Source organism: Nostoc paludosum FACHB-159 (assembly GCF_014698835.1).
Taxonomy (GTDB): domain Bacteria; phylum Cyanobacteriota; class Cyanobacteriia; order Cyanobacteriales; family Nostocaceae; genus Nostoc; species Nostoc paludosum.
This window is the reverse complement of record NZ_JACJTU010000045.1, coordinates 15,329-40,096: the sequence shown is the minus strand read 5'-3', so window position 1 is coordinate 40,096 and position 24,768 is coordinate 15,329. Positions and strand designations below refer to the sequence as shown.

General features: G+C 40.2%; 30 protein-coding genes and 1 tRNA gene. 26 read left to right on the top strand and 5 right to left on the bottom strand.

All coding sequences use genetic code 11. The annotated features are described in order from the left end of the window. Positions 1-70: 70 nt before the first annotated feature. The 3 genes from H6H03_RS30490 to H6H03_RS30480 all read left to right on the top strand — a co-directional run bounded on the left by H6H03_RS30490 (position 71) and on the right by H6H03_RS30480 (position 2,559). Positions 71-349, top strand: a complete 279-nt coding sequence (locus tag H6H03_RS30490; RefSeq protein WP_096539000.1) for a GlsB/YeaQ/YmgE family stress response membrane protein — start codon at positions 71-73, stop codon at positions 347-349. Positions 350-522: 173 nt separating this feature from the next. Beyond that, positions 523-1,215, top strand: a complete 693-nt coding sequence (locus H6H03_RS30485; RefSeq protein WP_190958787.1) for a manganese catalase family protein — start codon at positions 523-525, stop codon at positions 1,213-1,215. A 603-nt stretch (positions 1,216-1,818) separates the two neighbouring features. Beyond that, positions 1,819-2,559 carry a DUF3891 family protein gene (locus H6H03_RS30480; RefSeq protein WP_190958786.1) on the top strand — a complete coding sequence of 247 codons (741 nt, stop codon included), beginning with the start codon at positions 1,819-1,821 and terminating at the stop codon, positions 2,557-2,559. Positions 2,560-2,749: 190 nt separating this feature from the next. Here H6H03_RS30480 and psaK read toward each other — a convergent pair whose 3' ends face one another. Continuing rightward, a complete protein-coding gene (psaK, locus tag H6H03_RS30475) occupies positions 2,750-3,010 on the bottom strand; it encodes a photosystem I reaction center subunit PsaK (protein ID WP_190958785.1) in 261 nt (86 codons plus the stop codon). A gap of 612 nt (positions 3,011-3,622) precedes the next feature. Here psaK and H6H03_RS30470 point away from each other — a divergent pair. The 5 genes from H6H03_RS30470 (at position 3,623) to H6H03_RS30450 (ending at position 8,049) form a co-directional block, all read left to right on the top strand. Then, the gene (locus H6H03_RS30470) at positions 3,623-4,063 is read left to right on the top strand and encodes a SufE family protein (protein WP_190958784.1); all 441 of its coding nucleotides are present in this window, start codon (positions 3,623-3,625) and stop codon (positions 4,061-4,063) included. Positions 4,064-4,169: 106 nt separating this feature from the next. After that, complete coding sequence (locus tag H6H03_RS30465; protein WP_190958783.1) at positions 4,170-5,084, top strand: alpha/beta fold hydrolase; 915 nt, start codon at positions 4,170-4,172, stop codon at positions 5,082-5,084. 432 nt (positions 5,085-5,516) lie between these two features. Further along, positions 5,517-6,488: a CobW family GTP-binding protein gene (locus H6H03_RS30460; protein ID WP_190958782.1), complete on the top strand. Its 972-nt coding sequence runs from the start codon at positions 5,517-5,519 to the stop codon at positions 6,486-6,488. 96 nt (positions 6,489-6,584) lie between these two features. Further along, positions 6,585-7,628 (top strand): WD40 repeat domain-containing protein, encoded by a 1,044-nt coding sequence (locus H6H03_RS30455; protein ID WP_190958797.1) that lies wholly within the window; start codon positions 6,585-6,587, stop codon positions 7,626-7,628. A gap of 148 nt (positions 7,629-7,776) precedes the next feature. Beyond that, positions 7,777-8,049 carry a hypothetical protein gene (locus H6H03_RS30450; protein ID WP_190958781.1) on the top strand — a complete coding sequence of 91 codons (273 nt, stop codon included), beginning with the start codon at positions 7,777-7,779 and terminating at the stop codon, positions 8,047-8,049. Between the two features lie 199 nt (positions 8,050-8,248). On the opposite strand, the gene H6H03_RS30445 is transcribed toward H6H03_RS30450, so the two are convergent. Then, a tRNA-Ser gene (locus H6H03_RS30445) sits at positions 8,249-8,335 on the bottom strand. A gap of 105 nt (positions 8,336-8,440) precedes the next feature. Between H6H03_RS30445 and H6H03_RS30440 the strand changes: the two genes are divergently transcribed. The 11 genes from H6H03_RS30440 (at position 8,441) to H6H03_RS30390 (ending at position 18,173) form a co-directional block, all read left to right on the top strand. Next, a complete protein-coding gene (locus H6H03_RS30440) occupies positions 8,441-8,809 on the top strand; it encodes a 2Fe-2S iron-sulfur cluster-binding protein (protein WP_190958780.1) in 369 nt (122 codons plus the stop codon). 41 nt (positions 8,810-8,850) lie between these two features. Next, positions 8,851-9,396 (top strand): thermonuclease family protein, encoded by a 546-nt coding sequence (locus H6H03_RS30435; RefSeq protein WP_199339139.1) that lies wholly within the window; start codon positions 8,851-8,853, stop codon positions 9,394-9,396. 174 nt (positions 9,397-9,570) lie between these two features. Next, the gene (locus tag H6H03_RS30430; protein WP_190958779.1) at positions 9,571-10,383 is read left to right on the top strand and encodes an inositol monophosphatase family protein; all 813 of its coding nucleotides are present in this window, start codon (positions 9,571-9,573) and stop codon (positions 10,381-10,383) included. Between the two features lie 197 nt (positions 10,384-10,580). Next, positions 10,581-11,543 carry a J domain-containing protein gene (locus tag H6H03_RS30425; protein WP_190958778.1) on the top strand — a complete coding sequence of 321 codons (963 nt, stop codon included), beginning with the start codon at positions 10,581-10,583 and terminating at the stop codon, positions 11,541-11,543. Further along, entirely contained in the window at positions 11,543-12,754 is a 1,212-nt protein-coding gene (locus tag H6H03_RS30420) for an ATP phosphoribosyltransferase regulatory subunit (protein WP_190958777.1), read from the top strand. Before H6H03_RS30425 ends, H6H03_RS30420 begins: the two co-directional genes overlap by 1 nt. Positions 12,755-12,984: 230 nt before the next feature. Continuing rightward, complete coding sequence (locus H6H03_RS30415) at positions 12,985-13,209, top strand: indolepyruvate ferredoxin oxidoreductase subunit alpha (RefSeq protein WP_190958776.1); 225 nt, start codon at positions 12,985-12,987, stop codon at positions 13,207-13,209. Between the two features lie 214 nt (positions 13,210-13,423). Continuing rightward, complete coding sequence (locus H6H03_RS30410) at positions 13,424-14,167, top strand: ABC transporter ATP-binding protein (protein ID WP_190958775.1); 744 nt, start codon at positions 13,424-13,426, stop codon at positions 14,165-14,167. A gap of 48 nt (positions 14,168-14,215) precedes the next feature. After that, a complete protein-coding gene (locus H6H03_RS30405) occupies positions 14,216-14,680 on the top strand; it encodes a putative molybdenum carrier protein (protein WP_190958774.1) in 465 nt (154 codons plus the stop codon). A 204-nt stretch (positions 14,681-14,884) separates the two neighbouring features. Continuing rightward, positions 14,885-15,607: a carbonic anhydrase gene (locus H6H03_RS30400; protein ID WP_190958773.1), complete on the top strand. Its 723-nt coding sequence runs from the start codon at positions 14,885-14,887 to the stop codon at positions 15,605-15,607. Positions 15,608-16,332: 725 nt separating this feature from the next. Then, on the top strand, positions 16,333-17,841 hold the full coding sequence (locus H6H03_RS30395; protein WP_190958772.1) for a UbiD family decarboxylase: 1,509 nt from the start codon (positions 16,333-16,335) through the stop codon (positions 17,839-17,841). Positions 17,842-17,909: 68 nt separating this feature from the next. Continuing rightward, positions 17,910-18,173 (top strand): hypothetical protein, encoded by a 264-nt coding sequence (locus tag H6H03_RS30390; RefSeq protein WP_190958771.1) that lies wholly within the window; start codon positions 17,910-17,912, stop codon positions 18,171-18,173. An 88-nt stretch (positions 18,174-18,261) separates the two neighbouring features. On the opposite strand, the gene H6H03_RS30385 is transcribed toward H6H03_RS30390, so the two are convergent. Next, a complete protein-coding gene (locus tag H6H03_RS30385; protein ID WP_190958770.1) occupies positions 18,262-19,143 on the bottom strand; it encodes a TauD/TfdA family dioxygenase in 882 nt (293 codons plus the stop codon). 231 nt (positions 19,144-19,374) lie between these two features. On the opposite strand from H6H03_RS30385, the gene H6H03_RS30380 reads away from it, so the two are divergent. The 5 genes from H6H03_RS30380 to H6H03_RS30360 all read left to right on the top strand — a co-directional run bounded on the left by H6H03_RS30380 (position 19,375) and on the right by H6H03_RS30360 (position 23,107). Further along, positions 19,375-19,914: an SH3 domain-containing protein gene (locus H6H03_RS30380; RefSeq protein WP_190958769.1), complete on the top strand. Its 540-nt coding sequence runs from the start codon at positions 19,375-19,377 to the stop codon at positions 19,912-19,914. A 185-nt stretch (positions 19,915-20,099) separates the two neighbouring features. Then, positions 20,100-20,885 (top strand): DUF4058 family protein, encoded by a 786-nt coding sequence (locus tag H6H03_RS30375; RefSeq protein WP_190958768.1) that lies wholly within the window; start codon positions 20,100-20,102, stop codon positions 20,883-20,885. Between the two features lie 24 nt (positions 20,886-20,909). Further along, on the top strand, positions 20,910-21,695 hold the full coding sequence (locus tag H6H03_RS30370; protein WP_190958767.1) for a DUF4058 family protein: 786 nt from the start codon (positions 20,910-20,912) through the stop codon (positions 21,693-21,695). Between the two features lie 148 nt (positions 21,696-21,843). Next, positions 21,844-22,212 (top strand): transposase, encoded by a 369-nt coding sequence (locus H6H03_RS30365; RefSeq protein ID WP_199339138.1) that lies wholly within the window; start codon positions 21,844-21,846, stop codon positions 22,210-22,212. Between the two features lie 49 nt (positions 22,213-22,261). Continuing rightward, positions 22,262-23,107: a hypothetical protein gene (locus tag H6H03_RS30360; RefSeq protein WP_190958766.1), complete on the top strand. Its 846-nt coding sequence runs from the start codon at positions 22,262-22,264 to the stop codon at positions 23,105-23,107. Here the strand turns inward: H6H03_RS30360 and H6H03_RS30355 are convergent. Next, entirely contained in the window at positions 23,104-23,403 is a 300-nt protein-coding gene (locus tag H6H03_RS30355; RefSeq protein ID WP_190958765.1) for a hypothetical protein, read from the bottom strand. The two genes, H6H03_RS30360 and H6H03_RS30355, sit on opposite strands and share 4 nt — an antisense overlap. A gap of 204 nt (positions 23,404-23,607) precedes the next feature. After that, on the bottom strand, positions 23,608-23,748 hold the full coding sequence (locus H6H03_RS30350; RefSeq protein WP_190958764.1) for a hypothetical protein: 141 nt from the start codon (positions 23,746-23,748) through the stop codon (positions 23,608-23,610). 32 nt (positions 23,749-23,780) lie between these two features. Here H6H03_RS30350 and H6H03_RS41855 point away from each other — a divergent pair, with 32 nt between their 5' ends. Then, the gene (locus H6H03_RS41855; protein ID WP_313931960.1) at positions 23,781-24,176 is read left to right on the top strand and encodes a hypothetical protein; all 396 of its coding nucleotides are present in this window, start codon (positions 23,781-23,783) and stop codon (positions 24,174-24,176) included. 102 nt (positions 24,177-24,278) lie between these two features. Then, entirely contained in the window at positions 24,279-24,746 is a 468-nt protein-coding gene (locus H6H03_RS41850; protein ID WP_313931959.1) for a hypothetical protein, read from the top strand. The last annotated feature ends 22 nt before the right edge of the window (positions 24,747-24,768 follow it).

The following is a 24,768-nucleotide window of genomic DNA, read 5'->3' as shown; positions in this document are numbered from 1 at the left end:
TGATAGAAAGAATTGTGAATTAAAGTTGATAAGTTATATACAAGTCGAATTGATGAGGTCTTTATTGATTATGAGTATTATTGCTTGGGTAGTTTTAGGACTTTTGGCAGGTGCGATCGCTAAAGCCATTTATCCTGGATATCAAGGCGGTGGTATTCTTTCCACAATGATTTTAGGTATCATTGGTGCCTTCATCGGTGGAAGTCTCTTTACATTGCTAAGAACCGGAACTCTGCAAATTACTTCGGCAGGCGCTGGCTTAACTATTCCTGGTATTTTAGTAGCTGTCCTTGGCGCGATTATTGCTATCTACCTATGGGGACTAATCAGAAGAAGTAGTAACGCCTAATTACTAAATGGCAGTTATTAATCATGAAATTACCACTGGTATTTAATTCTCTCGTAGTTTTCCAATTGAGGAGCTATCTAATCTCTATTTAACCCGATGCATTTGGGAAATACTACTAGGAACTAATACCAGTCCATCTATTTTGTCAAACAGTTTTTTGGAAGCTTAAATCTATGTTCTTTCACAAAAAAGATCCTATTCATGTAGTCAACGTTAAGGAACCAAACCCTCGTTTTGCTCAATTACTTTTAGAGCAATTTGGGGGAGCGACCGGAGAACTAAGCGCAGCTTTGCAATATTGGGTTCAATCATTCCACGTGGAAAACGCTGGAATTAAAGATATGCTCCAAGATATTGCGATCGAAGAATTTAGCCATCTAGAAATGGTTGGCAAACTCATCGAAGTTCATACCAAAAATACCGATCAAACAGAAGCTTATAAAAGTACTCTCTTTGCGGTACGAGGTATGGGCCCTCACTTTTTAGATAGTCAGGGTAACGCTTGGACTGCAAGTTACTTGAATGAAGGCGGAGATGTGGTCCGTGATTTGAGAGCTAATATTGCAGCTGAAGCCGGCGCTCGTCAGACTTACGAAGAGTTGATTAAGCTAGCAACTGATGAAGGAACCAAAGAAACTTTAGTTCATCTTTTAACACGAGAAATTTCTCATACCCAGATGTTTATGAAAGCTCTAGATTCTCTGGGTAAGTTAACAGATCCATTCTTTGGTAACATTCAACCAGATGAAACTGTTGCGCTTTACTATAACCTATCTACAAACGGTAATGGTAAAGATGAGCGTGGCCCTTGGAATTCTGAGCCAACATTCAAATACATTGCAAATCCGCTAGAAAGCCACTCTTAATTTCATAGCTTGCAGTTACAAAATAAGTGAATTTCAGCAAATATTTTGAATCATTGCCAAGCTGTATTTGCCGATCTTAATTTCGATAGGACACACCATAGGGGCACACAGATGTGTGCCCCTACGAATGGCTATAAATATTCAGCCACACACAACAATAGAGAGTAATGTTTCTAAATTCAGAAATTGCAGCAGATTGAGTGAAATAAACGCTTTTAGTCTAGTTGGTAAGCAGAAAGCTTGTTTCACTGCTGAATTTTGAATTCCATTTCCTAAATCAACGTGAATTCGATGTATAGGATTTTGGCCTCACCCCCAGCCCTCCTTCAAGGAGAGGGGAGCAAAAAGCCTAATTTTTCCTCCTCCCTCTCCTTTGAGGCTACCGTGTACACATAAGTCGAATTACCCCCCTTAATCCCTCCTTGGCAAGGGGATCTTGTTCCCTCCCCTTTACAAGGGGAGGGTTAGGGAGGGGTAAAACCCGGATTTATCAACTACTTCCCACTTGTGTGTACACCTAGCTCCTTTGAGGAGAGGAAGGCTGGGTGGGTGAAGTCTGCCGAATTCACGTTAAATCAAAAATGTAGAGTAGGAGATTGATTTGTGATTGTCAACGCGACTCAAAATGGTTGGGAAATTATTTATCATCGTGCCCATGCTTTGTTAGCAGCTCAGCTAGGAGGGCAATGGCGACGTAAAGATGCTCCAGCCCGATTATATGAAACAATAGCTGCAATTTCCCATCACGATGATTTAGAAAAAGAGTGGGAAGACGATAATCTGACTAAAGCTGGTGCGCCAAGAGACTTCACTCTGATGACAGACAGTGATATAGAAGAAGGTGTTCAGAAAACTGCTAATTTGGCTAAGAATGCTCTTTACCGTGGACGGTGGGTAGCTCTATTAATTTCTATGCACATTAGTCGTTTAAATGAGCCAAGCCGGGGTCAGTCTCCAAAACTAGACAAACTTTTAGACGAGCAACTCGAAAATCAAAAACATTGGCGCGAGGAACTAGGTATTGAAAAGGAAGAAGTTGACGCAGCTTACGCATTTATGCAATGGTGCGATCGCCTTTCTCTGATCCTCTGTCAACATGAATTACCTGCTGACGAACGCTTTTTAGAAATTACCAAAGGCCCCGACGGTCAACGCTATGATATCATGCAACGCAGCGATCGCTTAGTTGTTGTCAAACCTTGGCCTTTCCAAGACGAGCAATTCACCGTCAACATCGAAGCTTGCGACCTCTCCCAGATCAAATTTGAGAGTAACGCCGAACTTACTCAAGCACTACAACAAGCCCCCATCAAGATATTAGAGTGGACGTTTGTTAAAAGTTAGATACCTATGGCAGTTGTCAGCTAGGTTAAGCTACAAACCGATGGTCAAACCCTCACTCCAAGGGAATTTTCAGCCGATTGCCTAGAGCCTTTACAACTCAGTATCTAATCAAAAAAGAGCCAGATAAGTAATTTTCTGGCTCAAAGCTGGAGACAAAAAATCATCAAATAACGGCTAACTTGAGGAAGAACTAAAGTCTACCCAAGTTATGCAGTCCTAAAATAGCGCCCACCCCTAAGATATGACCAAAGGCGGTAGTTGCTAATAAAGCAGGCGCACCAAAACCACCAAAGAAATTGGGTGATGGTAGTTTTGGTTCTGCATTTTGATACTTGATGGTAGATTTGCCAAAGGCAATGGCAATTATGTTGGCGATAACCATAGTCAGGCCAACGTAAGGACTCCATTCCAGGGGTGCGGTTGCAGCAGCAAGTAACGTTGAAGTAAACACCTGATTTGCTCCTGAAATTTATTAATGATTGAAAATATAATCTGAAAATTCCCGAAGCTAATTCAACAAAACACCCGATTTTGCATCAATATTTAACACTTATTCTTACTACTTAATATAATCTGCCCCACATTGGGTATTTTGCTCCTAAAATCTGAATCAACAGTAGTACATTTGAACCGATTCTTATTAATTCACTAGCTCTCAAATTCAGTAGAGTATGCAAACAGCCCAACTTCAAGAAAATAATTCCAAAAGGCTGTAGTGGATGTCTTTAAAATTACAAATATCTTTGCATCAAACGACACATAAATTTCACCCTTCGCAAACACTTACGTAATAGCCTAAAGCCTACACTGATACGACTAAAACTTCTAGCAGTTGCCGTCAAAGCCTGCTTAGAAGGAAATGAAGTTATTGTAATTACACAGATTAAAAAATCTGACCGACATGAGTGCGTAGGCGTAGCCCGTCGCAAACATCGCATCAATTATCTGGATTTGGCAACTTCTAGTTAAGGTGAAATACAGACGCGTAGGCTCAGCCTGCCGTAGGCATCGCTCTCAAGATAATTTACACTCAAGATGATAGCGATTATTTCCAGCTTCTGTTATGTCCTCAACTCTAGATTCTTTGCCACCCGCACTTGCTAAAATTGTCCAACGCTTTCAACGCGCTTCCGAACCGAAGCGACGTTACGAACAGCTAATCTGGTATGCTCAGAAGCTCAATGAGTTCCCAGAAGGTGATAAATTACCTGATAATAAGGTTCCTGGTTGCGTTTCTCAAGTTTATATCACAGCAAGCTTGAGTGATGGTAAAGTTGTTTTCCAAGGTGATTCTGATTCCCAGTTAACCAAAGGATTAGTCGGACTTTTAGTTGAAGGATTGAATGGACTAACGCCAACTGAGATTGTGCAACTTACTCCAGATTTTATTCAAGAAACAGGTTTAAATGTTAGTCTCACACCTTCCCGTGCCAATGGATTTTACAACATTTTTAAAACCATGCAAAAAAAAGCCTTGGAATGTAAGTTAGATGTAGGTAACTAATAGTTGGGCATTGGGCATCGGGTATTGGGCATTGGGCATTGGTGAATAAACAAATGACTGATGACTAATGACTAATAACAAATGACAAAGGAGAAAATTTAATCTCATGTCAACAAATTTATTATCTACTTCTGCTGCCGTTGGATTTGGTGGAGTAGTTCAAGAATATTTCTGGAATTGGGAAAACCAGCAATTGCGCGTTGTTTATGAAACCCTTGGTAAAGGTTCACCGCTATTGTTGCTACCAGCTTTTAGCAGTGTTTCGACGCGTTTAGAAATGGGCGAACTTGCTAGATTATTAGCTCCCAATTTTCAAGTTGTAGCTGTAGACTGGCCTGGTTTTGGCGAATCTTCTCGCCCTAGTTTAAATTATCAGCCGCAAATATATCAACAATTTTTGTCAGATTTCGTCAAGGCGATTTTTAATACTCCAATTACTGTAATGGCGGCTGGTCATGCTTCTACTTACGTCTTACAATTAGCTGTGAAACAACCAGCTGCATTCTCAAAAATTGTGTTGTTAGCTCCTACTTGGCGCGGGCCTTTGCCGACAATGGGGGCAAGTGAGCAGATAGCTGGTATGGTGAGAAAATTAGTGCGATCGCCTATAGTTGGTCAAGCTCTCTACAAACTTAACACTACTCCATCTTTCTTAAATTTTATGTACCGCCGTCATGTCTTTACTGACACGGCTAAACTTACACCCAGTTTCATCGATAAAAAATGGCAGACAACTCAACAACCAGGAGCGAGATTTGCTTCTGCTGCCTTTGTAACGGGTAATCTCGATGCTGTACGCCAACAATCCGATTTTCTTCAACTCGCACAGTCTTTAACCGTACCACTGATGGTGGTAATTGGAGAATCCAGCCCTACCAAATCACGAGAAGAAATGAACGCTTTAGCAGCATTACCGGGAGTAAGAAGCGTCGTTATTCCTGGTTCTTTAGGACTCCATGAAGAATACCCAGCAGAAGTTTTAGCAGCGGTTGAGAATTTTTTGTTCAGAATTGAGAACTAACAATATTTTCAACTTAATCCCCTGTGGGGGCGTACATTTGTACGCCCCTATGAACGTGTTTGTAGCAGAAATTTCCTAAAATGGTATAATCTAAATAATGATAATCATTATCACTAATTTTTCAGGTTATCAAGCTACAAACTAAAACCGTGTTGAGCAAACATTGTTTTTTCATAATTTGTTAATATTTATTACTTATTACACATGTATGAAAATAAAATATTTCTTGATTCGACTACAGCAGATTTCGTAGATTTAAAGGAAGCTGAAAGGCACAATGATTCATCTTGTATTCGGGTATAAAGCCTGTTTTACTAACCAATTCTGAATTCTGAATTCTGAATTCTTAAGCCAACTTCGCACAAAAAAATAAAAAGAATTATCATAGGCGATAACGATTATCCATAAGGTGAGACAAAAGGAATTTAGAGTATGGTGGCTGACGTAAGCACAAATTCAGTTCCCGTTACTGTTCTTACAGGTTATTTGGGAGCAGGGAAAACGACTCTACTTAATCACATCCTCACCTACGAACACGGCAAAAAAGTTGCTGTGATTGTTAACGAATTTGGGGAAGTGGGCATTGATAATCAACTAATTATCGATGCCGATGAAGAAATATTTGAAATGAATAATGGCTGCATCTGTTGTACAGTGCGTGGCGATTTAATTCGCATCATTGGCAATTTGATGAAGCGGCGCGATAAATTTGACCATTTGGTAATTGAAACAACCGGACTAGCTGACCCTGCACCAGTAATTCAGACATTTTTTGTGGATGAAGATTTGCAAAATCAACTATCTTTAGATGCAGTGGTAACAGTCGTAGATGCCAAGCATATTTGGCAGCATTGGGATGCAGATGAAGCCCAAGAACAGATTGCCTTTGCAGATGTAATTTTACTTAATAAAACAGATTTAGTAGCATCAGAAGAATTGGACGAATTAGAAAAGCGAATTCGGTCAATGAATGCTATGGCAAAAATCTATCGTACCCGCAACTCGGAATTAGAAATGAATGCTTTGTTAGGTGTCAAAGCATTTGATTTAGATAGGGCATTAGAAATAGATCCAAATTTTTTAGGCGAAGATGCCCACGAACACGACGAAACCGTCTTTTCTGTAGCTTTAGTAGAAAAAGGTGCAGTCGATGGAGAAAAATTAAACGCTTGGCTTTCTGAGTTACTGCGTACCCAAGGGCCAGATATTTTTCGCATGAAAGGCATATTAAATATCGCTGGAGAAGAGAATAGATTTGTGTTTCAAGGAGTGCATATGATATTTGATGGTAGACCCGATCGCCCCTGGAAACCTAACGAAACTCCAAAAAACGAACTAGTATTCATCGGTCGCAACCTTGACGCAGAACAACTTAAGCAAGATTTTCTTGCTTGTATAGCTTAAATAAAAAGTTAGGAGTTAGGAGTTATGAGTTATGAGTTAAAAATTCAAAACTCCTCACTCCTCACTCCTCACTCCTCACTCCCCCTTTTCAAAGATATGAACCCCACAACCAGCAAATCTAAACTATTTGAACAACACTATTCAGGGATACTTGCAGATTATGTAACTGCGATCGCTTGGTCACCCCAAGGTAAAACTTTAGCAGCAACTTCCGCAATTGGGGAAGTTGTACTGTGGAATGATGGCGAACTCACAACCTTGCAAACTGGTAATGGTAAATCAGTAGATTGCCTTGCCTTTTCTCACGATGGAAAATTTTTAGCTGTCGGCGGACAAGATGGACAAGTCAAAATTTGGCAAGACACTGAATTAATTGCCACATTGGAAAATGCGCCTGCATGGGTTGACAAACTAGCTTGGAATTACACCAGTAACCAACTAGCTTTTAGTTTGGGGCGTTACGTCCAAGTGTGGGACGCAGATATTCGTGAAATTGTCGTCACATTGAATTTCGATAACTCATCAGTCTTGGGGATAGATTGGCGCATTGACGGCCAGTACCTAGCCATTGCTGGTTATAAAGGAGTCAAGATTTGGCAGAGTGAAAACTGGGATGACGAACCATACATTTTAGATATGGTTACCGTCAGTTTAGCTATGGCTTGGTCACCCGATGGTAAATTCCTCGCTTCAGGCAACATGGATAGAAGCGTTACCGTTTTGGAATGGAACAATCCCGATCCTTGGGTAATGCGCGGCTTCCCTGGAAAAATTCGCCAATTGGCATGGTCAGAAGCTACTACAAACCTGGGTGCGCCAATACTAGCATCGTCTAGCGTTGAAGGTATTGTAGTGTGGGAAAAATTAGAAGATGATAACTTAGGTTGGGAAGCACGAGTTTTAACTAATCATGTCGATGTAATTAATGCGATCGCCTTTGCACCTAAAAGCTTCCTTCTCGCTTCAGCTGGTGCCGATGGCTGGTTGTGTTTGTGGGACAAAGCCCAAGAAGTATCCCAAATAATCACAGGTGTCTCTGGAGGCTTTTCTAGCTTAGCTTGGCATCCCCAAGGCAAATTCCTAGCCGCAGGCGGTGAAAAAGGCGAATTAGTTATTTGGTCACAACTTTTGCAAGGTTAGGGATTTGGGCGTAATTAAGATTAGGGAAATGGAGGGCAAGGGATAAGAAGAATAAATCCTAACTCAGTACTTAGACTAACCACTGAGTATTGAACATCGTCAATTTATTAGCTATGCTGTATGAACAAACGTATACTTGCTGTAAATTATGAACATAGCCAAACTGATTTTACTTGCCTGTCCTGCTTTTCTGGCATCCATATTAATGCTAGCCAATCCGGCACAAGCATCTAGTCTGAAATCTGCATATACTACACCAGCGATCGCAGTAGTATCGACACAAGGAATTCCTAGTTTGGCAGCACCACAATTGATTCACAAATCTAATCCGATTATCGATCAACTCGGTTGCAATTGTGCCAACTGTGCTGAAGCACAGTTTGAGTTAATACAGGGCAAACTGCCATCTGTTGATTTTTAATCAGATTAGGAGCGATCGATATTTTAGGGGCAAAGGAATACTTTGCCCTTATTAATTTTGAGCGGCGAAAAATTAGTGTTGTGATTTTGGTTAAAATCATTCAACCACATACACCACTTTTTAAACCACTTTCGGAATGCATAAAACCTTAAAAGAGTAAAGGGTAAAGCCAAAAAGCTTTACCCTGTATACTTTATAGCGGAGAGACAGGGATTTGAACCCTGGAATACGTTTCCGCATTACAGCATTTCCAGTGCTGCGCCTTAAACCACTCGGCCATCTCTCCAGATGTCACGATTTACAATCTTACTATAGAATTCCAAAAAGTGCAAAGATAAAAAAAGATTTTTTAGGTTAATCTCAAAGTTCAAGTCTTAAGAGCTAAATCCAGATGTCCCGTAGATATACAATTCGAGTTCGCGATCGCGCCACTGGCGAAATACACACCCTAGAAGTGCCAGAAGACCGCTACATTCTGCACACTGCCGAAAAACAAGGAGCAGAACTGCCGTTTTCTTGCCGTAATGGGGCTTGTACCACTTGTGCGGTGAGAGTGTTGTCAGGAGAAATTTACCAACCAGAAGCGATCGGATTATCGCCAGAGTTACGTCGCCAAGGTTATGCCCTGTTGTGTGTGAGTTACCCCCGTTCCGATTTAGAGGTGGAAACACAAGACGAAGATGAAGTTTATGAACTCCAGTTTGGACGGTATTTTGGTAGGGGTCGGGTTAAAGCGGGTTTACCGTTAGATGAAGAATAGGATTTTGTTCGCGCAGAGGGATAGAGGAGAAAATTACTGCTTTGTTAGTACGTTTTGGTGTTTGGGCAAGAAAAATAGTCATTTTGGTTTGCTTTTTACTCCTGGTGAGTTGCCAGGGTAAAAATGCGCTGCCAAACAATCAGACGCAGGTGAAAGTAGCGCGGGTAGTTAGTGGGCAAAGTTTGGAAGTTTTGGGTATGGCCGAACAACCAAATCTGATTTCTCAAGTGCGGTTAGTGGGAATTGATGCACCAGATGTGCGACAGCGACCTTGGGGCGAACAAGCAAAGGAACAGCTAGAAAATCTTATTGGTGGTGGAGAACAATCAGTAACACTGGAGTTTGATTTAGAAGCAAAAGACAAAATTGGGCGAACTCTAGCTTATGTATGGAAAAATAAGATTTTGTTGAATGAGGAATTAGTCAAACAAGGGAATGCATTGTTCGTTGGGCGATCGCCTAATCACAAATATGACCAACGTTTAGAACGTGCCCAACAATGGGCTAGACTCATGGGACAAGGAATTTGGAACCCAGAAAAACCGATGCGCCTTACTCCCGCTGAGTTTCGCCGTCAAAATCTTTGAGAATTGGGGACTGGGGACTAGGGACTGGGGATTGGGGAATGGGAAGTTTGGGAAGACAAGGGGATTAGGAGAATAACTCCCTCACTCTTAACTCTTAACTGCTAACTCAAGACTCAGCACTTCCAATCCCCAGTACCCAATCCCCAGTCCCCAATACCCAATCACAAATGACAAATGACTAATCTACAAATTTTTCTAGACATTGCGACAGAAGCGGCCTTAGCTGGTGGTGGCATACTCCAAGGTTACTTAGGTAAGTTAGAAGATGCGATTATTGAAAAAGGACGCCCTGGTGATTTAGTTACTGCTGCTGATAAAGCTTCAGAAGAGTTGGTTTTAGAAATTTTACGTCGCCATTTTCCGGAACATTCTATTCTCGCTGAAGAATCAGGAAAATTAGGCGATCGCGAAAGTGAATACCTCTGGGCAATAGATCCTTTAGATGGCACAACCAATTACGCTCATCAATACCCATTCTTTGCCGTTTCCATCGGGCTGTTAATTAATGGCGTTCCACAAGTTGGGGTCATTTATGACCCCTTTCACAACGAACTATTTCGTGCTGCTGCGGGTTTAGGAGCAACACGCAACCGTCGCCCCATCACAGTTTCCACAACCTCAGAACTAAACAAAAGCCTGCTGGTAAGTGGATTTGCTTACGATCGCCGCGAAACCTCTGATAACAACTATGCAGAATTTTGTCACCTCACCCACCTAACTCAAGGAGTCAGACGCAGCGGTTCCGCATCCCTAGATTTAGCCTATGTTGCCTGTGGACGTGTCGATGGCTACTGGGAACGGGGACTTTCACCTTGGGATATTGCCGCTGGTATCATTTTGGTACAAGAAGCTGGCGGCAAAGTTACCGCCTACGATGGCACTCCCTTAAAAATTGAATCAGGTAGAATTCTCGCCACAAATGGTCATATTCACGACACCGTAAGTTGCGAACTATTACAAGTTCCACCCCTGTCAGCTTGGAAGTGACGGAGATCGAGAGACACGGGGACACGGGGACGCGGGGAGATTGAGAGACAAGGGAGACAAGGAATAATAACCAATGCCCCATGCCCAATGCCCCATGCCCAATGCCCAATAAAAATGACAATTTGCTACTGACGGATCGCCGATCGAGCGAAGTAAACTAGAAAAAATCTAATTGCTCCTTTGGTGCAAACTGCTATATGTCTTTCAAAATAGATCGTGGATTATTTAGATATGATTTCATAGATCATCACGCAATATTGTGCGTTCCAGTTGATGCGGATATTAAAGATATTCGCAAACGGTATCTTCAAATCGCCCGCCGTTTACACCCGGATAGTAGTATTACTGAAAGTCCCGAACAAAAACAGCTAGGTAATGAATTGTTATCTAAGTTGGTTAACCCAGCTTACGAAAAACTTGCTAACGAACGCACTAGAACAGAATATATTTTGATTTTGTCGCAAATGGGCAAGCGTCTGGTGCAAGAATCGACTTCGGTGACTTTATATACAGAATTAGGTAGACAGTTAGCTAATGCTGCTAATATCGATCATTCGTATAAAAGTGCGATCGCTAAACTTGCCCAAACCCAATATGATTCTTTAGAGCAAGCCCTCCAAGCCATTGCCCAAATTAGTGAGTTGAATTTGGTCTACTTAATGCGGAGTGCAGCTAAAACATCCGCAGCGTCACCATCAATTGCTCAACCCAAAGTTAACTCGGCTACACCTGGGCCAGATACCGCAAAACAGGCATCACCAGCGCCACCACCAGCACCACCAAAAGAAGACTCTGTTGTAGAACAGTATGTTCGTCGCGCTCAATCTTTGATTGACAAAAACCAATTTGCCCAAGCCAAAGTAGAGTTGCAGGAAGCCTTGAAGCTAGAACCGAAAAATAGTCATTGCCATAGCTTGATTGGAATGGTGTATTTGAAGCAAAATCAGCTAAAAATGGCAAAAATCCATTTTGAAAATGCTCTGAAATTAGATCCTAATGACCAAATAGCGTCGCAATGGAAACCTAAAATAGATAAAGCTTTAGGACAACAACCTACCGATCATAAGGTGACTTCATCTCCTAATAATGGAGATAAGCAACCAGATAAATCTGGTAATGGTGGTTTGTTCGGTGGTTTGTTTGGTGGGAAGAAAAAATAATGGTGTATCAACCAGCAGCGGGAGCCAGGGATTTATTACCCTTAGATGTGGCGAAAAAACGCTGGATTGAAGATAGATTACAACAAGTGTTTCATCGTTGGGGATATCACAGGATTATCACCTCGACTTTGGAACGGATGGATACTTTGATGGCGGGGGAAGCAATCCAACGCCAAATGGTGATTCAACTACAAAATAGCGAAGACGATGAATTGGGTTTGCGTCCAGAATTAACAGCCTCTATTGCTCGCACTGTTGTGACTCGCATGGCAGGTGTAACTTATCCCCAACGGCTATACTACAATGCCAACGTATTTCGCCGCACTTGGGAAAGTAGGCATAATCGCCAGCACGAGTTTTATCAAGCTGGAGTCGAGTTATTAGGTGCTGGTGGATTGCTAGCAAATGCAGAAGTGCTGCTATTGGTAGCAGATTGTCTGGCTGCATTGGGTTTACGCCAATGGCATTTAATTTTAGGTGAAGCGGGAATTACCCGATCGCTGCTGAATGCTTTTGGTGCTAATTTACAAGAGAAAGTCCGCACTGCGATCGCTAATCTTGACCGCATCACTATAGATACCTTACCTCTGAGTGACGAACTACGCGATCGCGCTCGCATCATGATGGATCTGCGCGGGCCAAGTGCTGAAGTCTTGGAAAAAGTCAGTAGCTTGCAGCTAGATGAACAACAGCAACAAGCAGTAAATAACCTCAAATCCTTAGTAGAGTTACTGGAATCAGAGAAAAAATTCTCCTTAATCCTCGACCTGAGCCTAATCCAGACCATAGACTACTACACTGGCATTGTCTTTCAAGTTGTTAATGATACTGCGTCTCAAGCCCAAATTTTAGGGCAGGGTGGTCGCTACGACCAGCTTTTGGGTCTATATCATCCACAAGGAGAAAACATACCCGGAATTGGTTTTGTACTCAATATCGAAGATTTATACCAAGTTTTATTATCTACTGGGCAATTACCGCAAACAACACCAGCTAGCAACTGGTTAGTAGTGCCAGAGACACCGAGTGCTGATGCTCCTGCCTTTGCATACGCGCAAAAACTACGAGATTCCACTCATTTGGTGCGAGTAGAAATGGATTTGGGAGGAAGGGATACAGACGCCATCCGCGAATATGCACGCGATCGCGGCATTGCCCAAATCGCCTGGATCAAATCTGATGGCTCACCCAAAATTGAATCATTGCGTTAGTGGGCATTGGGCATAGGGCATTGGGCATTGGGCATTGGGCATGGGAAGAAGCAAGGGGGCAGGGGGAAGGGTGCAGGAAAAACTCTTCTCCCCTGCTCCTCTGCTCCTCTGCCCCTCTGCTCCCCTGCTCCTCTGCCCCTCTGCTCCCCTGCTCCCCCATCTCCCCATCTCCGCATCCCCTCCCCTGCTAGTCTAGAAATAGCCGATACAGAAGAGAGGGAATCGAGAATATGCCGCACACAATTGTTACAGAAGTCTGTGAAGGCGTTGCTGACTGCGTAGATGCCTGTCCAGTAGCTTGCATTCATGAAGGGCCAGGTAAAAATGCCAAGGGAACCGATTGGTACTGGATTGACTTTGCCACCTGCATTGACTGTGGTATATGTCTCCAAGTTTGCCCAGTCGAAGGAGCAATTCTTCCAGAAGAACGGCCGGAGTTGCAAAAAACCCCGTAGTACCCGTAGTCATATTAAAATCAAAATTGAGAGTAAGGTGTAGCAAGAAAACAAAAGCTGCATAATTCAAATATTCAAATTGAGTTTCTCGGAATAGAAATGAGACATAGGTAAAATACCTATGTCTTTTTGTTGAAATTTTTTTGTGAAAGTAATGCTAATTAAGCTAACGTGAGTTCAAATAAATATATTTTGTGCTTATTAACCGGATTGTATGTCAGATTCAGTAAGTTATTCTGCTCCCCTGCTAGAAGTTCAAAACGTCCACGCTGGATATATCAAAGATGTAGATATCCTACAAGGTGTGAATTTTCATGTTGCACCAGGGGAATTGGTGGCAGTAATTGGCCCTAACGGTGCTGGTAAATCTACTTTGGCAAAAACAATTTTTGGGCTTTTAATCCCTCACACTGGCGCAATTACCTTCAAAGGTGAAAATATTGTGGGGCTAAAGTCGAATCAAATTGTGCAACGGGGAATGTGCTATGTACCGCAGATAGTTAATGTTTTCCCTTCCCTTAGTATCGAAGAGAACTTGGAGATGGGTGCTTTTGTTCTCAATGTTTCTTTGAAACCACTCAAAGATAAAATATTTAGTATGTTTCCTAGACTGAGCGATCGCCGCAATCAACGCGCTGGTACCTTATCTGGAGGAGAACGCCAGATGCTAGCGATGGGCAAAGCTTTGATGTTGGAACCTAGTTTGCTGATTTTGGATGAACCTTCTGCTGCTTTATCGCCTATCCTGGTAACACAAGTTTTTGAGCAGATTAAACACATTAATCAAACCGGTACTGCGATCGTATTAGTAGAACAAAATGCCCGCAAGGCTTTAGAAATGGCTCATCGTGGATATGTACTAGAGTCTGGACGTGATGCTATCTCCGGCCCTGGTCAAGAATTATTGAATGACCCGAAAGTGGGCGAACTGTATCTGGGAGCAGGCAAAAGGCATTGAATTCTGAATTCTGAATTAGAATAGTTTGTCTGTCTTTCAAAATAGAAAATGGCTAACAGCTTAAAAATAGTTTCTGGCGGTCAAACAGGAGCAGATCGCGCAGCGTTGGATTGGGCTAGAACTCATCAGATTCCTCATGGAGGCTGGTGTCCCAAAGGGCGTAAAGCAGAAGATGGTGTTATTAATTCACGCTATAACCTAACTGAAACACCATCAGATGAATATTCCCAGCGGACTGAATGGAATGTCCGCGATTCTGATGGAACTGTGATATTTTCTATTGCTAAAAAACTTTTTGCAGGCACTTTATTAACTGCTGAATTAGCTCAAAAATATCAGAAACCGTGTAAACATATATGTAAAGAGTTTACTCATGTAAATCCTGTGAACGAATTATTATTATTTATCTCCAACTATAAAATAGTAATTCTTAATGTTGCAGGACCAAGAGCTTCAGATGAACCAGAGGTATATGAGTTTGTGAAAAGTACTTTTGAAAAAGCTATTTTTTAGTAAATGTAGCAAATTCAAGTTGCTCAAGTACACAAGCTTAGCTTCAACACCAACCATAAAACTTCTTTTACTACTGAATTCTGACTACTGAATTCTGAATTCTGTTTTATTAAATAACTCTTAAACCGTGTAACAGGGTACTCTTGCATTCTATTTGCATCTGATATCTTCCTGATATTAAGAAAAATGTTGTCAGGTAGATTGATGAGTCAAATTAATGGATTCGTAGGACGACGTGATTTCTTGAAATTCGCAAGTGTAATGGGTATTGGGGCTGCTGCTTTTGGACATGGCTTTTGGGATACACAACAAGCTGCTGCGGCTGATGTTCATCCAGTTAACGCTAATCCAGTCAATGCTAATGAAGCTATTAGACGCTTGCTCAATGGTAATCAAAGATTTGTTCATCAACAACGCAAATATCCCGATCAAACATTAGAACGCCTACGATTAGTTGCTAAAGCTCAGTATCCATTTGCGGCAATATTAGGCTGTGCAGATTCTAGAGTACCTGCGGAAATTGTCTTCGATCAAGGGCTTGGAGATTTATTTGTTGTGCGAGTAGCTGGCAATGTCGCCAGTGACATGGCTATAGGCAGTTTAGAATATTCTACAGCTGTATTAGGTTCGCAGTTAATTGTAGTTTTAGGTCATAAAAGATGCGGCGCAGTTACAGAAGCAATTAAAAATGAACCACTTCCTGGCAGAATTGGTTTTGTTGTTGAAGGTATCAAACCTGCTTTGGCAAACATCAATTTGGCAACTGGTAATACTAGCGATGATGCGGTTATTGCCAACGTTAAATATCAAGCGAAAAAATTAGAAGAAAGCTCAGTAATTTTAACCAAATTGCTGCGTGCTGGCAAACTAAAAATTGTTGGTGCTTGTTACGATCTTGACACTGGAAAGGTCAATATTGTTAATTGATCGTGTTTTAGACGTATAATTTTGAGTTGGGGTCATATTTATATTCCAATATAGTTCAGATAAGACCAAAAAACTTGTAGAGACGGCGATTTATCGCGTCTCAAAATCCCACAGTTTTGTACAATTAGCCTTTAACTGAACCGTTAAGAAATTAACTTTAGTACAACAACAATAATAATGCTGATAAATTTGCAAAATCCTATGTGGCGGTTAGCTGTATTCATAAATCAATTCTTATTTGCCTCTTAACCATTATTTCCTGTATATCTCTGGCAAAGAAAACCAGAGAGTAGGAGGCAGAAAAATTTGTGTTGGTTTAAAGTTTGTAATAAATAAACCTAGCAGGAGCCGCATAACAAGACAGCCTGCCAGGAAGGTATAGTTTATTCTGGCCATGTTTGATTAGGTTAGCGCTTATTTGTCAAAAATAATGCGTCTCCCCACTTACAATAACTAAAATATTTGCAAAACTTAGTTAATAAACGTTAACAATCAGGTTAATTTACAGTTAAGGGTACATAGGGAGTAGGGAGGATGAGGGAGACAAATCAATTCAAAATTCAAAATGACGTTCGCAGACACGGCTTACTGCGCTAACAAAATTCACGCATTAAAGAACTTCTGCATTCTGTCTCCTGCCTCCTGCCTCCTCTTTTCCAATGACAAATGACTAATAATATAAGAAAGCGCTTCACACTTCTTAAATAATCTGCTTTACAAGAACTATGGCCAGAGACTTACGGGGATTCATTAAAATTCTAGAAGAAAGAGGACAATTACGGCGAATTTCAGCTTTAGTTGACCCAGATTTAGAAATTGCTGAGATTTCTAACCGGATGCTACAGAAAGGTGGGCCAGGGTTGTTGTTTGAAAACGTCAAAGGTGCTTCTTTCCCGGTGGCGGTGAATTTGATGGGAACTGTGGAAAGAATTTGCTGGGCAATGAATATGCAGCGTCCAGAGGAGTTGGAAACTCTGGGGAAAAAGTTGAGTATGCTGCAACAACCAAAACCACCGAAGAAGATTTCTCAAGCGATAGATTTTGGTAAGGTTTTGTTTGACGTGGTGAAGGCGAAACCGGGACGGGACTTTTTTCCGGCTTGTCAGCAAGTTGTGATTGAAGGCGATGGTTTGGATTTAAATAAGTTGCCTTTAATACGTCCTTATTGTGGTGATGCTGGCAAGATTATCACGCTGGGGTTAGTAATTACCAAGGATTGTGAGACTGGTACGCCGAATGTAGGGGTGTATCGTTTGCAACTACAATCAAAAAATACGATGACGGTTCACTGGTTATCGGTGCGGGGTGGCGCAAGGCATTTGCGAAAAGCGGCTGAACGTGGGAAAAAATTAGAAGTAGCGATCGCACTTGGTGTAGATCCTTTAATTATCATGGCAGCAGCTACGCCCATTCCTGTAGATTTATCAGAATGGCTGTTTGCTGGACTTTATGGCGGTTCGGGCGTGCAGTTGGCGAAGTGTAAAACTGTAGATTTGGAAGTTCCCGCAGATTCAGAATTTGTTTTGGAAGGAACCATTACACCAGGGGAAGTTTTGCCGGATGGGCCTTTTGGCGACCACATGGGTTATTACGGTGGCGTTGAGGATTCGCCGTTGGTTCGCTTCAACTGTATGACACACCGCAAAGATCCGATTTACTTAACAACATTTAGTGGTCGTCCACCCAAAGAAGAAGCGATGATGGCGATCGCACTTAATCGCATCTATACACCTATTCTGCGGCAACAAGTCTCTGAAATTGTTGATTTCTTCTTACCAATGGAAGCTTTGAGTTACAAAGCGGCGATTATTTCCATTGACAAAGCATATCCGGGACAAGCACGACGGGCAGCTTTGGCGTTTTGGAGTGCTTTACCACAATTTACTTACACCAAATTTGTGATTGTCGTCGATAAAAATATAAATATTCGCGACCCACGTCAAGTTGTATGGGCAATTAGTTCTAAAGTTGACCCAGTTCGGGATGTATTTATTTTGCCGAATACGCCCTTTGATAGTTTGGATTTTGCTAGCGAAAAAATTGGCTTGGGTGGACGTATGGGAATTGATGCTACCACAAAAATGCCGCCAGAAACAGAGCATGAATGGGGCGCTACTTTAGAATCAGATCCAGATGTCGCAGCGATGGTAGATAGACGATGGGCGGAGTATGGTTTGGCAGAGTTGCAATTAGGAGAAGTTGACCCGAATTTATTTGGCTACGATATGAAGTAGTATTGTGGATCGCGGTGCTTTAGGCTGTGGCTAACAACGCACCCTAAATTTAAAGATAACAGCTTTTCATGTTGCAAAAGCAGCTTTTCATGTCGCAAAAGCAGCTTTTCATGTCGCAAAAGCAGCTTTTCATGTCGCAAAAGCAGCTTTTCATGTCACAAAAGCAGCTTTTCATGTCACAAAAGCAGCTTTTCATGTCGCAAAAGCAGCTTTTCATGTCACAAAAGCAGCTTTTCATGTCGCAAAACCAGCTTTTCATGTCGCAAAAGCAGCTTTTCATGTCGCAAAAGCAAATATATTCGACGGTTAGAAATCCCGGCTACACAAAATAAGCCTATACAGGCGGACTTGAAGAATTTGAAACCCACCTTGGTGGGTTTTTTCTGTATAACCGCGAATTCCATTCACCAGGTCTTTTACCTAGAAAGAAAAAGCAGGGGAACATAACCTGATATAAATATCTCTTTGATTGTCACTAAAAGCCCTTCTACCATGAAGTATTCTTGTATTGTCAATCATTAAAATATCCCCTTTCTGCCACGAAATTTCCGTGGTGATTTTTTCAGCGATTTCATTAAGTTCAGACATAACCTCATCAGGAATCTCTGAACCATCCTCAAAGTTTAAAATTTTTGGACTTAACTGTTTTGTGGGCAATAGGCTATTAATAAACACCTGATACTTTCCACATCGGCTAGGGATAATCGCAGGACAAATGTATTCGAGCATAATTGATTGGTCAGCGTTTACTGTGAGATGCGTATTATTCTTATGGCACATCTCTTCTAGCTTATTCAAATCATCTGTTTGATATTTTTTCTGCCAGTCTTTTTGAGACATCGTAACAGTAAATTTTAAATTATTTTTTCTAAATAACTCTTTAGTTGAACTACTAAGTTTATTAAAAAACTCTCGTCCATCACATACAGTAGTTTCACCATCTTTTAACGGCGGATTAGCACAGAAAAACCATAGCATTAGGGGGATATTCTGCTGATAGTACATTTCTCCGTGCAATTTAATTTCCGAGTTAAAATCATTTACGCTTAAAATAGTCTCATCTCCATTAATTACTCTTCTACTGAATGCACCGCCAGCATAATTTATAAAATCAGTACTCAAGGAATTGCTAAATTGTTTAAAAATCTCAGCATTTGCCTGGAATCCTCTAAAAAGTAAGATTCCATAAGATTTAAAGAGATTAATAATTTCTTCCTTGTCTAATTCTAAGACACTGATATTATTTATATTAATAATCTCTTGACCGATGCCATTTGATATTGGTTGTATTTTGATATTCATATTTTTTTAATAAAAATTAATTGTTGAACTCACGATTGGCACTAATCATACCATATATTAACATCTTAATACTCAATTTTGTGGTTGTGTTTCCTTCATCAGCGATCGCATAACTAAATTTTGTAAAATCACGAGTTATTACAGATGAAAATCAATTTTAATAATAATTACGATAGGAAATAGGAATATAATTCCAGCTTTGATTACGGATGCCAGCAGATTGGAGAAATTATGAACAAAAAAGCCAAAAATCCAGCCAAAAAGTTAGCGATCGGATTGGCATTCAGTTGTATTAGTGTAATGCTCAATAGTGGTATAGCTAATCAAATAGCTTTAGCGGAATCAACTAATGTACAAAAGTGTGATATTTTTGCCTACGTTACTGATACAGATCCGCAAGGTTTAAATGTGCGGAGTGGTGGAAGTACGAAATACAGAATTTTAGGGAAAATACCCAGCAACGAGACAGTTCAAGTTGTTGCTGCTGTTAAAAATTGGGTGCAGATTACCAATGCTAGTGATGGTTTTCAAGGAACTGGATGGGTATTTGTGCCAAATTTAGGTTTATCAACTCAAGGCTATGGTACGAATGGCGTGGAGGTTTATGCTAATAGCAACGAACAAAGCCGAAAAGTGGGAAGAATTCCTGCTAATACGCCTGTCAAATTGTTAGGCTGTCAGGGTGACTGGGCGCAGGTAGAATTTGAAGGTGTTAAGGGTTGGCTGAAAAGAGAAGATCAATGTGGTGCAGCCCTTACTAGTTGTTCTTAAATAAGGAGTCAGAATTCAGGAGTCAGAATCCAGAATAATTAAAAAATCAAGGTGTTATAGCTTATTGATTTTATTGAAATTATTAAGCTTGGATCTCAAAGTATGCTGACTTCTGAGTTCTGCATTCTGAATTCTTATATAATTGCCAGCATTGGAACGCGACAATTTAGAATTTAAAACTGCTTATGCCTTCTCCATTTTCAGGAATGAACCCGTATTTAGAAGATCCTATATTATGGCCAGGAATACATGGGAGACTAATAGTAGCGATCGCAGACTCATTATCTCCTCAACTGCGCCCTAAATATTTTGTCGCTATTGAAGAACGAATTTATCAAACTACTGGTGATGATAGACTTTTGGTTGGTATTCCTGATGTCATAATAAAAAATTCCCAGACAGTAGTAAATCCTAAAATACCTAATGTAGCTGTAGCGGTATCTGCGGTTGAACCTAAAACAGTAACAGTTCCTATACCTGAGACAGTCAAAGAGAGATATTTAGAGGTGAGGAAGGTAGGAACAAAAGAAGTAGTGACAGCAATTGAAGTTCTTTCACCAAAAAATAAACTCCCAGGAGAAGGACGCGACGCATACGAAACTAAACGACAAAGAGTGTTGGGAAGCTTAACAAATTTGGTGGAAATTGATTTATTACGTGGTGGAGAACCAATGCTAGTTTTTGGCGATGGTACGCAAAATGACTACCGGATTTTAGTTAGTCGCGCAGAAAATCGTCCTCAATCTGATTTATACGCTTTTAATTTACCAGATGCAATTCCCACATTTCCCTTGCCATTGCGAACTGATGATAGTGAACCTTTGGTAGATTTGCAGAATTTGTTAGCTGGGATTTATGACCGTGGAAGTTATGATTTAGTAATAGATTACAGTCAACAGCCAGTGTTACAATTCTCAGAAGAGAATGTAGTTTGGGTTGATGCATTATTACGGTATAAAAGACTACGTTAAAAAAAGAAAATAGGAGTTAAATCAATGCCTTCTATCTTCCCTGGAATGAATCCTTATTTAGAACATCCGGAATTATTTCCAGGATTACATCACTTACTCATTAGTGAAATTGCCAGATTTTTATCTCTCCAACTGCGTCCTAAATATCGAGTTGCAGTAGAAGTGCGGATGTATGAAACGACTGATGAGAATTCCTTGCTTGTTGGTATTCCTGATATAATAGTAAAAAATCGGCAAAGTATAACTGATTCTACGATTACAAATATAGCAGTTGCCGCACCGAGATCTGAACCGATAAAAGTCAAAATTCCTATGCCAGTGAGTATTAGGGAAGGATATTTAGAAGTACGAGAAGTAGAGACAGAGGTATTAATTACTACTATTGAAATTTTATCTCCTACGAATAAACGTACAGGAAAAGGACGGCAGATTTATGAAGAAAAACGCGCACAAGTATTAGCCAGCCGCAGTAATTTAGTTGAAATTGATTTATTACGTAAAGGCGACCCCATGCCGATGATAGGTAATGATATTCAGAGTCACTATAGAATTTTAGTTTGTCGTGGCGATCGCCGTCCTTATGCTGACTTATATGCTTTTAATTTACAAGATATAATTCCATCCTTTCCACTACCTTTGCGTTCTGGAGATACAGAACCAATTATAGATTTGCAGACATTATTAAATCAGGTATATGATATCTACGGCTATGATTTGGTAGTAGATTATAGCCAACAGCCAGTACCAGCATTATCAGAAACAGATGCAGCTTGGGCAGATGCACTGTTGCAAGAGAAGGGTGTACGGTAATAAAAGAATCTATAAATATTTAAATCAACTAAGTACAAGTATCAAAAAGATTAATTGCCTTGGAATTTTTCTTTGGCATGTAATACATATTGCTGCAACATAAAAGAGTAATTTTTGACATTGTTATCTCAGAGTTCTGAGAATAACAATGTCACAAAATCACGAAGAATGCCTTGCGCTACTTGAGCAAATTCGTTGGAATGGAAAGCCAAAGTGCCCATATTGCGAATCAACCAACGCCACTGCATACAGAAATGAACGCAGGTATCACTGTAACGAATGCTTTACATCATACAGTGTTACAGTGGGTACACTTTTTCACAAGACTCATGTAGAATTACAAAAGTGGTTTGTAGCGATTCACCTTGTGCTGAATTCTCCAGGGGGTATTAGTGTGCGTCAGCTTGCCAAAGAGATTGGGGTTAATAAGAATACAGCCGGCTACATGATTGAGCGTATTCGTGAGGCAATGATTGAAGAATCAGGATTACTCCAAGCATTAATTAAGCATTATTAATATTAGACAAGGCACACTAAAAGTTCTATTTGAGAAGGACATTTAATCAATGGAAAAACAGAAGAAACTGCTTTTGTTGCTTAAATCTGTACCAGTAACTGTAATTTTTATGTTTTGCTTTCTGAAACCCAACACCTTCATCTATGCTCAAATATCTTCTTCAACTGCTATCCCGACTTCATCTCCAATAGCCAGTACAAGTCTAAGTCAGGTATCTTCTAGCACTCAACCTCAAATTAATTGGGAATCTATGAATGCTATTGGCACTCTACTATCTGGAATTGCCGCAATTGTTTCTCTCGTAAAGTCAGGTAATAACGAGAAAGAACTGAAAAAGGTTAAAACAGATATCATGCAAAAAGAATCGGGAAAATTATTTTCAGAAAAATTAGAAAAATCAAAAAAATTAAGTTTAGCTAATTTGTTTAAATTTATTGATACACTAATAGAGCAAACTCCCGATCAAACAAAGAAAAAAAGTTTATTAGACCTTAAAGAGGAGTTGGAAAAGGAATCGATAGACCTAGCAAAAAGAGATGATGCCAGCAAAGAAGCTGAAACATGGCTGGAAAGAAATAGAGAACAATTGGCATATGAAGCAATCAATGACGCTCTAATTAATGATTCGTCTGTTCGCAAAGTTGTCCGAGAGGAATTTTTATCACAAATTGAGGACTACTTACACGCCATTCACACTAGCCTTGATATTGGTAATACTGAGTACTTAGAAGAAGTAGTAAATGATTTAGTCCATAAGCATGTGTTAACTAACAGTCTTTATAAAAAGGCGCTTGAATATGTCTCAAACAAAGCAGCTAGCAGCCAAAACCTGTCTCAAATTGCCTTTAAGGAGATGAAGTATTATTTGGATTATTTGATGAGAAATATACCTTAAATATTACTTTTTTTAGAAGGTCTAGTATCACGGGCGCTCTGAATTTTTCGCTTTTTTTCTTGTTCTAATTTTTCAATAAAAGTAGATATCTCTTTGATGGCAGCATCTATTTTTTCAACGATTTTATTGTTGGCATCCAGAACAATTTTTTCGTAATCACTGTCCTTATTTTTTGGGACTGTACTTTTGAGTGTTTTTTGAAATTTTTCTTTTTCTTCATTCAAAAAAAGTTCTATTTTTTCTAAATAAGCTTTATAAGCTTGAAACAAAGGTGCATCTGTTGGCTGATTTGTCATTTATAAATACAGTGTTGTAATTTGATTATTTTTATAATATTTGCTTAACTTAAGAAAATTTTATCTATCTACTCCATAGAAAGTCACTACCGTTAACTAGGACACTATAAATTGAGAATTTTTCAGTTTTATCAAAGTTAAAATTAGAAACCTCTAAACCACCCAATAATTCACCGTTGAAATGCAATCGCACCTCAACCATCATTACAGCCAAGATTCACAAGATAACTCCCTCACTTGTCTCATACGCTCAAAATCGCTATCTTGTGAGACAATGGTCAAATGATGAGGCAGAGCGATCGCACCCTTCCCCCAACTCTTCAAAACTCTGGCATAATCAAACATGTCTGCACCTGCAAAACTGATGTAATACGCCAATGTCCAACGATGAATACGACAGCCCTTGGAAAGAAGCCATAGAAACCTACTTTCAGGAATGCATTGAATTTTTCTTTCCTGTCGCTGCCCAGGGAATAGACTGGAAGCGAGGCTATACATTTTTGGACAAAGAGTTACAGCAAGTCGTTCGAGATGCAGAATTAGGACAAAGATTCGTTGATAAACTCGTTCAAGTCTGGCAACATAATGGCGAAGAAAAGTGGGTATTAATCCATCTCGAAGTCCAAAGTTATGAAGAAACCAACTTTGCCCAAAGGATGTACGTCTACCACTACCGATTGTTTGACCGTTACAATCGTTCTATAGCTAGTCTAGCCATTTTAGGTGACGATCGCCCCACATGGAAACCAAATCAGTTTAGCGATGAATTATAGGGTTGCGAAGTCAAATTCAAATTTCCCATTGTCAAATTACTTGAATATAGTCAGCTATGGACAGAATTAGAAGCAACTTCTAACCCATTTGCTACAGTAGTTATGGCTCATCTCAAAGCAAAAGAAACACGCCAAGATAATCAAGGGCGTAAACGGTGGAAGGTTGATTTAACCAAACGACTTTACGAAAAAGGCTATCAGCGCGAAGATATCATCAACTTATTTCGGTTTATCGATTGGGTGATGAAATTACCTGAAGAATTAGAAAACAGTTTTTGGCAAGAAGTAACTCAATATGAGCAGGAGAAGAAAATGCCGTATATTACCAGTGTAGAAAGAAGGGGTATTGAACAAGGTCTTCAACAAGGTCTTCAACAAGGTCTGCAACAGGGGAAAGTAGAAGGATTTATTGAAGGTATTCAAATCAGTTTAGAACTTAAATTTGGCAGTGATGGATTAACAATATTACCAGAGATTTCCCAAATACAGGATGTAGAGATGTTAAAAACTATTCTCTCTAGTATCAAAACTGCCAATACCTTAGAGGAACTCCGGCAAATCTATCAATAATTTCCTAATCAAATTCGACTGT

Excerpts from the sequence above, each read along its gene's own strand:
- H6H03_RS30395 (WP_190958772.1), top strand. The coding sequence starts at position 16,333 with ATGGCCAGAGACTTACGGGGATTCATTAAAATTCTAGAAGAAAGAGGA.
- H6H03_RS30425 (WP_190958778.1), top strand. The coding sequence starts at position 10,581 with ATGTCTTTCAAAATAGATCGTGGATTATTTAGATATGATTTCATAGAT.
- H6H03_RS30390 (WP_190958771.1), top strand. The coding sequence starts at position 17,910 with ATGTTGCAAAAGCAGCTTTTCATGTCGCAAAAGCAGCTTTTCATGTCG.
- H6H03_RS30400 (WP_190958773.1), top strand. The coding sequence starts at position 14,885 with ATGAGTCAAATTAATGGATTCGTAGGACGACGTGATTTCTTGAAATTC.
- H6H03_RS30460 (WP_190958782.1), top strand. The coding sequence starts at position 5,517 with ATGGTGGCTGACGTAAGCACAAATTCAGTTCCCGTTACTGTTCTTACA.
- H6H03_RS41855 (WP_313931960.1), top strand. The coding sequence starts at position 23,781 with ATGTCCAACGATGAATACGACAGCCCTTGGAAAGAAGCCATAGAAACC.
- H6H03_RS30440 (WP_190958780.1), top strand. The coding sequence starts at position 8,441 with ATGTCCCGTAGATATACAATTCGAGTTCGCGATCGCGCCACTGGCGAA.
- H6H03_RS30410 (WP_190958775.1), top strand. The coding sequence starts at position 13,424 with ATGTCAGATTCAGTAAGTTATTCTGCTCCCCTGCTAGAAGTTCAAAAC.
- H6H03_RS30350 (WP_190958764.1), bottom strand. The coding sequence starts at position 23,748 with ATGTTTGATTATGCCAGAGTTTTGAAGAGTTGGGGGAAGGGTGCGATC.
- H6H03_RS41850 (WP_313931959.1), top strand. The coding sequence starts at position 24,279 with ATGGCTCATCTCAAAGCAAAAGAAACACGCCAAGATAATCAAGGGCGT.
- H6H03_RS30405 (WP_190958774.1), top strand. The coding sequence starts at position 14,216 with ATGGCTAACAGCTTAAAAATAGTTTCTGGCGGTCAAACAGGAGCAGAT.
- H6H03_RS30470 (WP_190958784.1), top strand. The coding sequence starts at position 3,623 with ATGTCCTCAACTCTAGATTCTTTGCCACCCGCACTTGCTAAAATTGTC.
- H6H03_RS30355 (WP_190958765.1), bottom strand. The coding sequence starts at position 23,403 with ATGACAAATCAGCCAACAGATGCACCTTTGTTTCAAGCTTATAAAGCT.
- H6H03_RS30360 (WP_190958766.1), top strand. The coding sequence starts at position 22,262 with ATGGAAAAACAGAAGAAACTGCTTTTGTTGCTTAAATCTGTACCAGTA.
- H6H03_RS30385 (WP_190958770.1), bottom strand. The coding sequence starts at position 19,143 with ATGAATATCAAAATACAACCAATATCAAATGGCATCGGTCAAGAGATT.
- H6H03_RS30450 (WP_190958781.1), top strand. The coding sequence starts at position 7,777 with ATGAACATAGCCAAACTGATTTTACTTGCCTGTCCTGCTTTTCTGGCA.
- H6H03_RS30465 (WP_190958783.1), top strand. The coding sequence starts at position 4,170 with ATGTCAACAAATTTATTATCTACTTCTGCTGCCGTTGGATTTGGTGGA.
- H6H03_RS30415 (WP_190958776.1), top strand. The coding sequence starts at position 12,985 with ATGCCGCACACAATTGTTACAGAAGTCTGTGAAGGCGTTGCTGACTGC.
- H6H03_RS30490 (WP_096539000.1), top strand. The coding sequence starts at position 71 with ATGAGTATTATTGCTTGGGTAGTTTTAGGACTTTTGGCAGGTGCGATC.
- H6H03_RS30430 (WP_190958779.1), top strand. The coding sequence starts at position 9,571 with ATGACTAATCTACAAATTTTTCTAGACATTGCGACAGAAGCGGCCTTA.
- H6H03_RS30455 (WP_190958797.1), top strand. The coding sequence starts at position 6,585 with ATGAACCCCACAACCAGCAAATCTAAACTATTTGAACAACACTATTCA.
- H6H03_RS30365 (WP_199339138.1), top strand. The coding sequence starts at position 21,844 with ATGTCACAAAATCACGAAGAATGCCTTGCGCTACTTGAGCAAATTCGT.
- H6H03_RS30380 (WP_190958769.1), top strand. The coding sequence starts at position 19,375 with ATGAACAAAAAAGCCAAAAATCCAGCCAAAAAGTTAGCGATCGGATTG.
- H6H03_RS30485 (WP_190958787.1), top strand. The coding sequence starts at position 523 with ATGTTCTTTCACAAAAAAGATCCTATTCATGTAGTCAACGTTAAGGAA.
- H6H03_RS30370 (WP_190958767.1), top strand. The coding sequence starts at position 20,910 with ATGCCTTCTATCTTCCCTGGAATGAATCCTTATTTAGAACATCCGGAA.
- H6H03_RS30420 (WP_190958777.1), top strand. The coding sequence starts at position 11,543 with ATGGTGTATCAACCAGCAGCGGGAGCCAGGGATTTATTACCCTTAGAT.
- H6H03_RS30375 (WP_190958768.1), top strand. The coding sequence starts at position 20,100 with ATGCCTTCTCCATTTTCAGGAATGAACCCGTATTTAGAAGATCCTATA.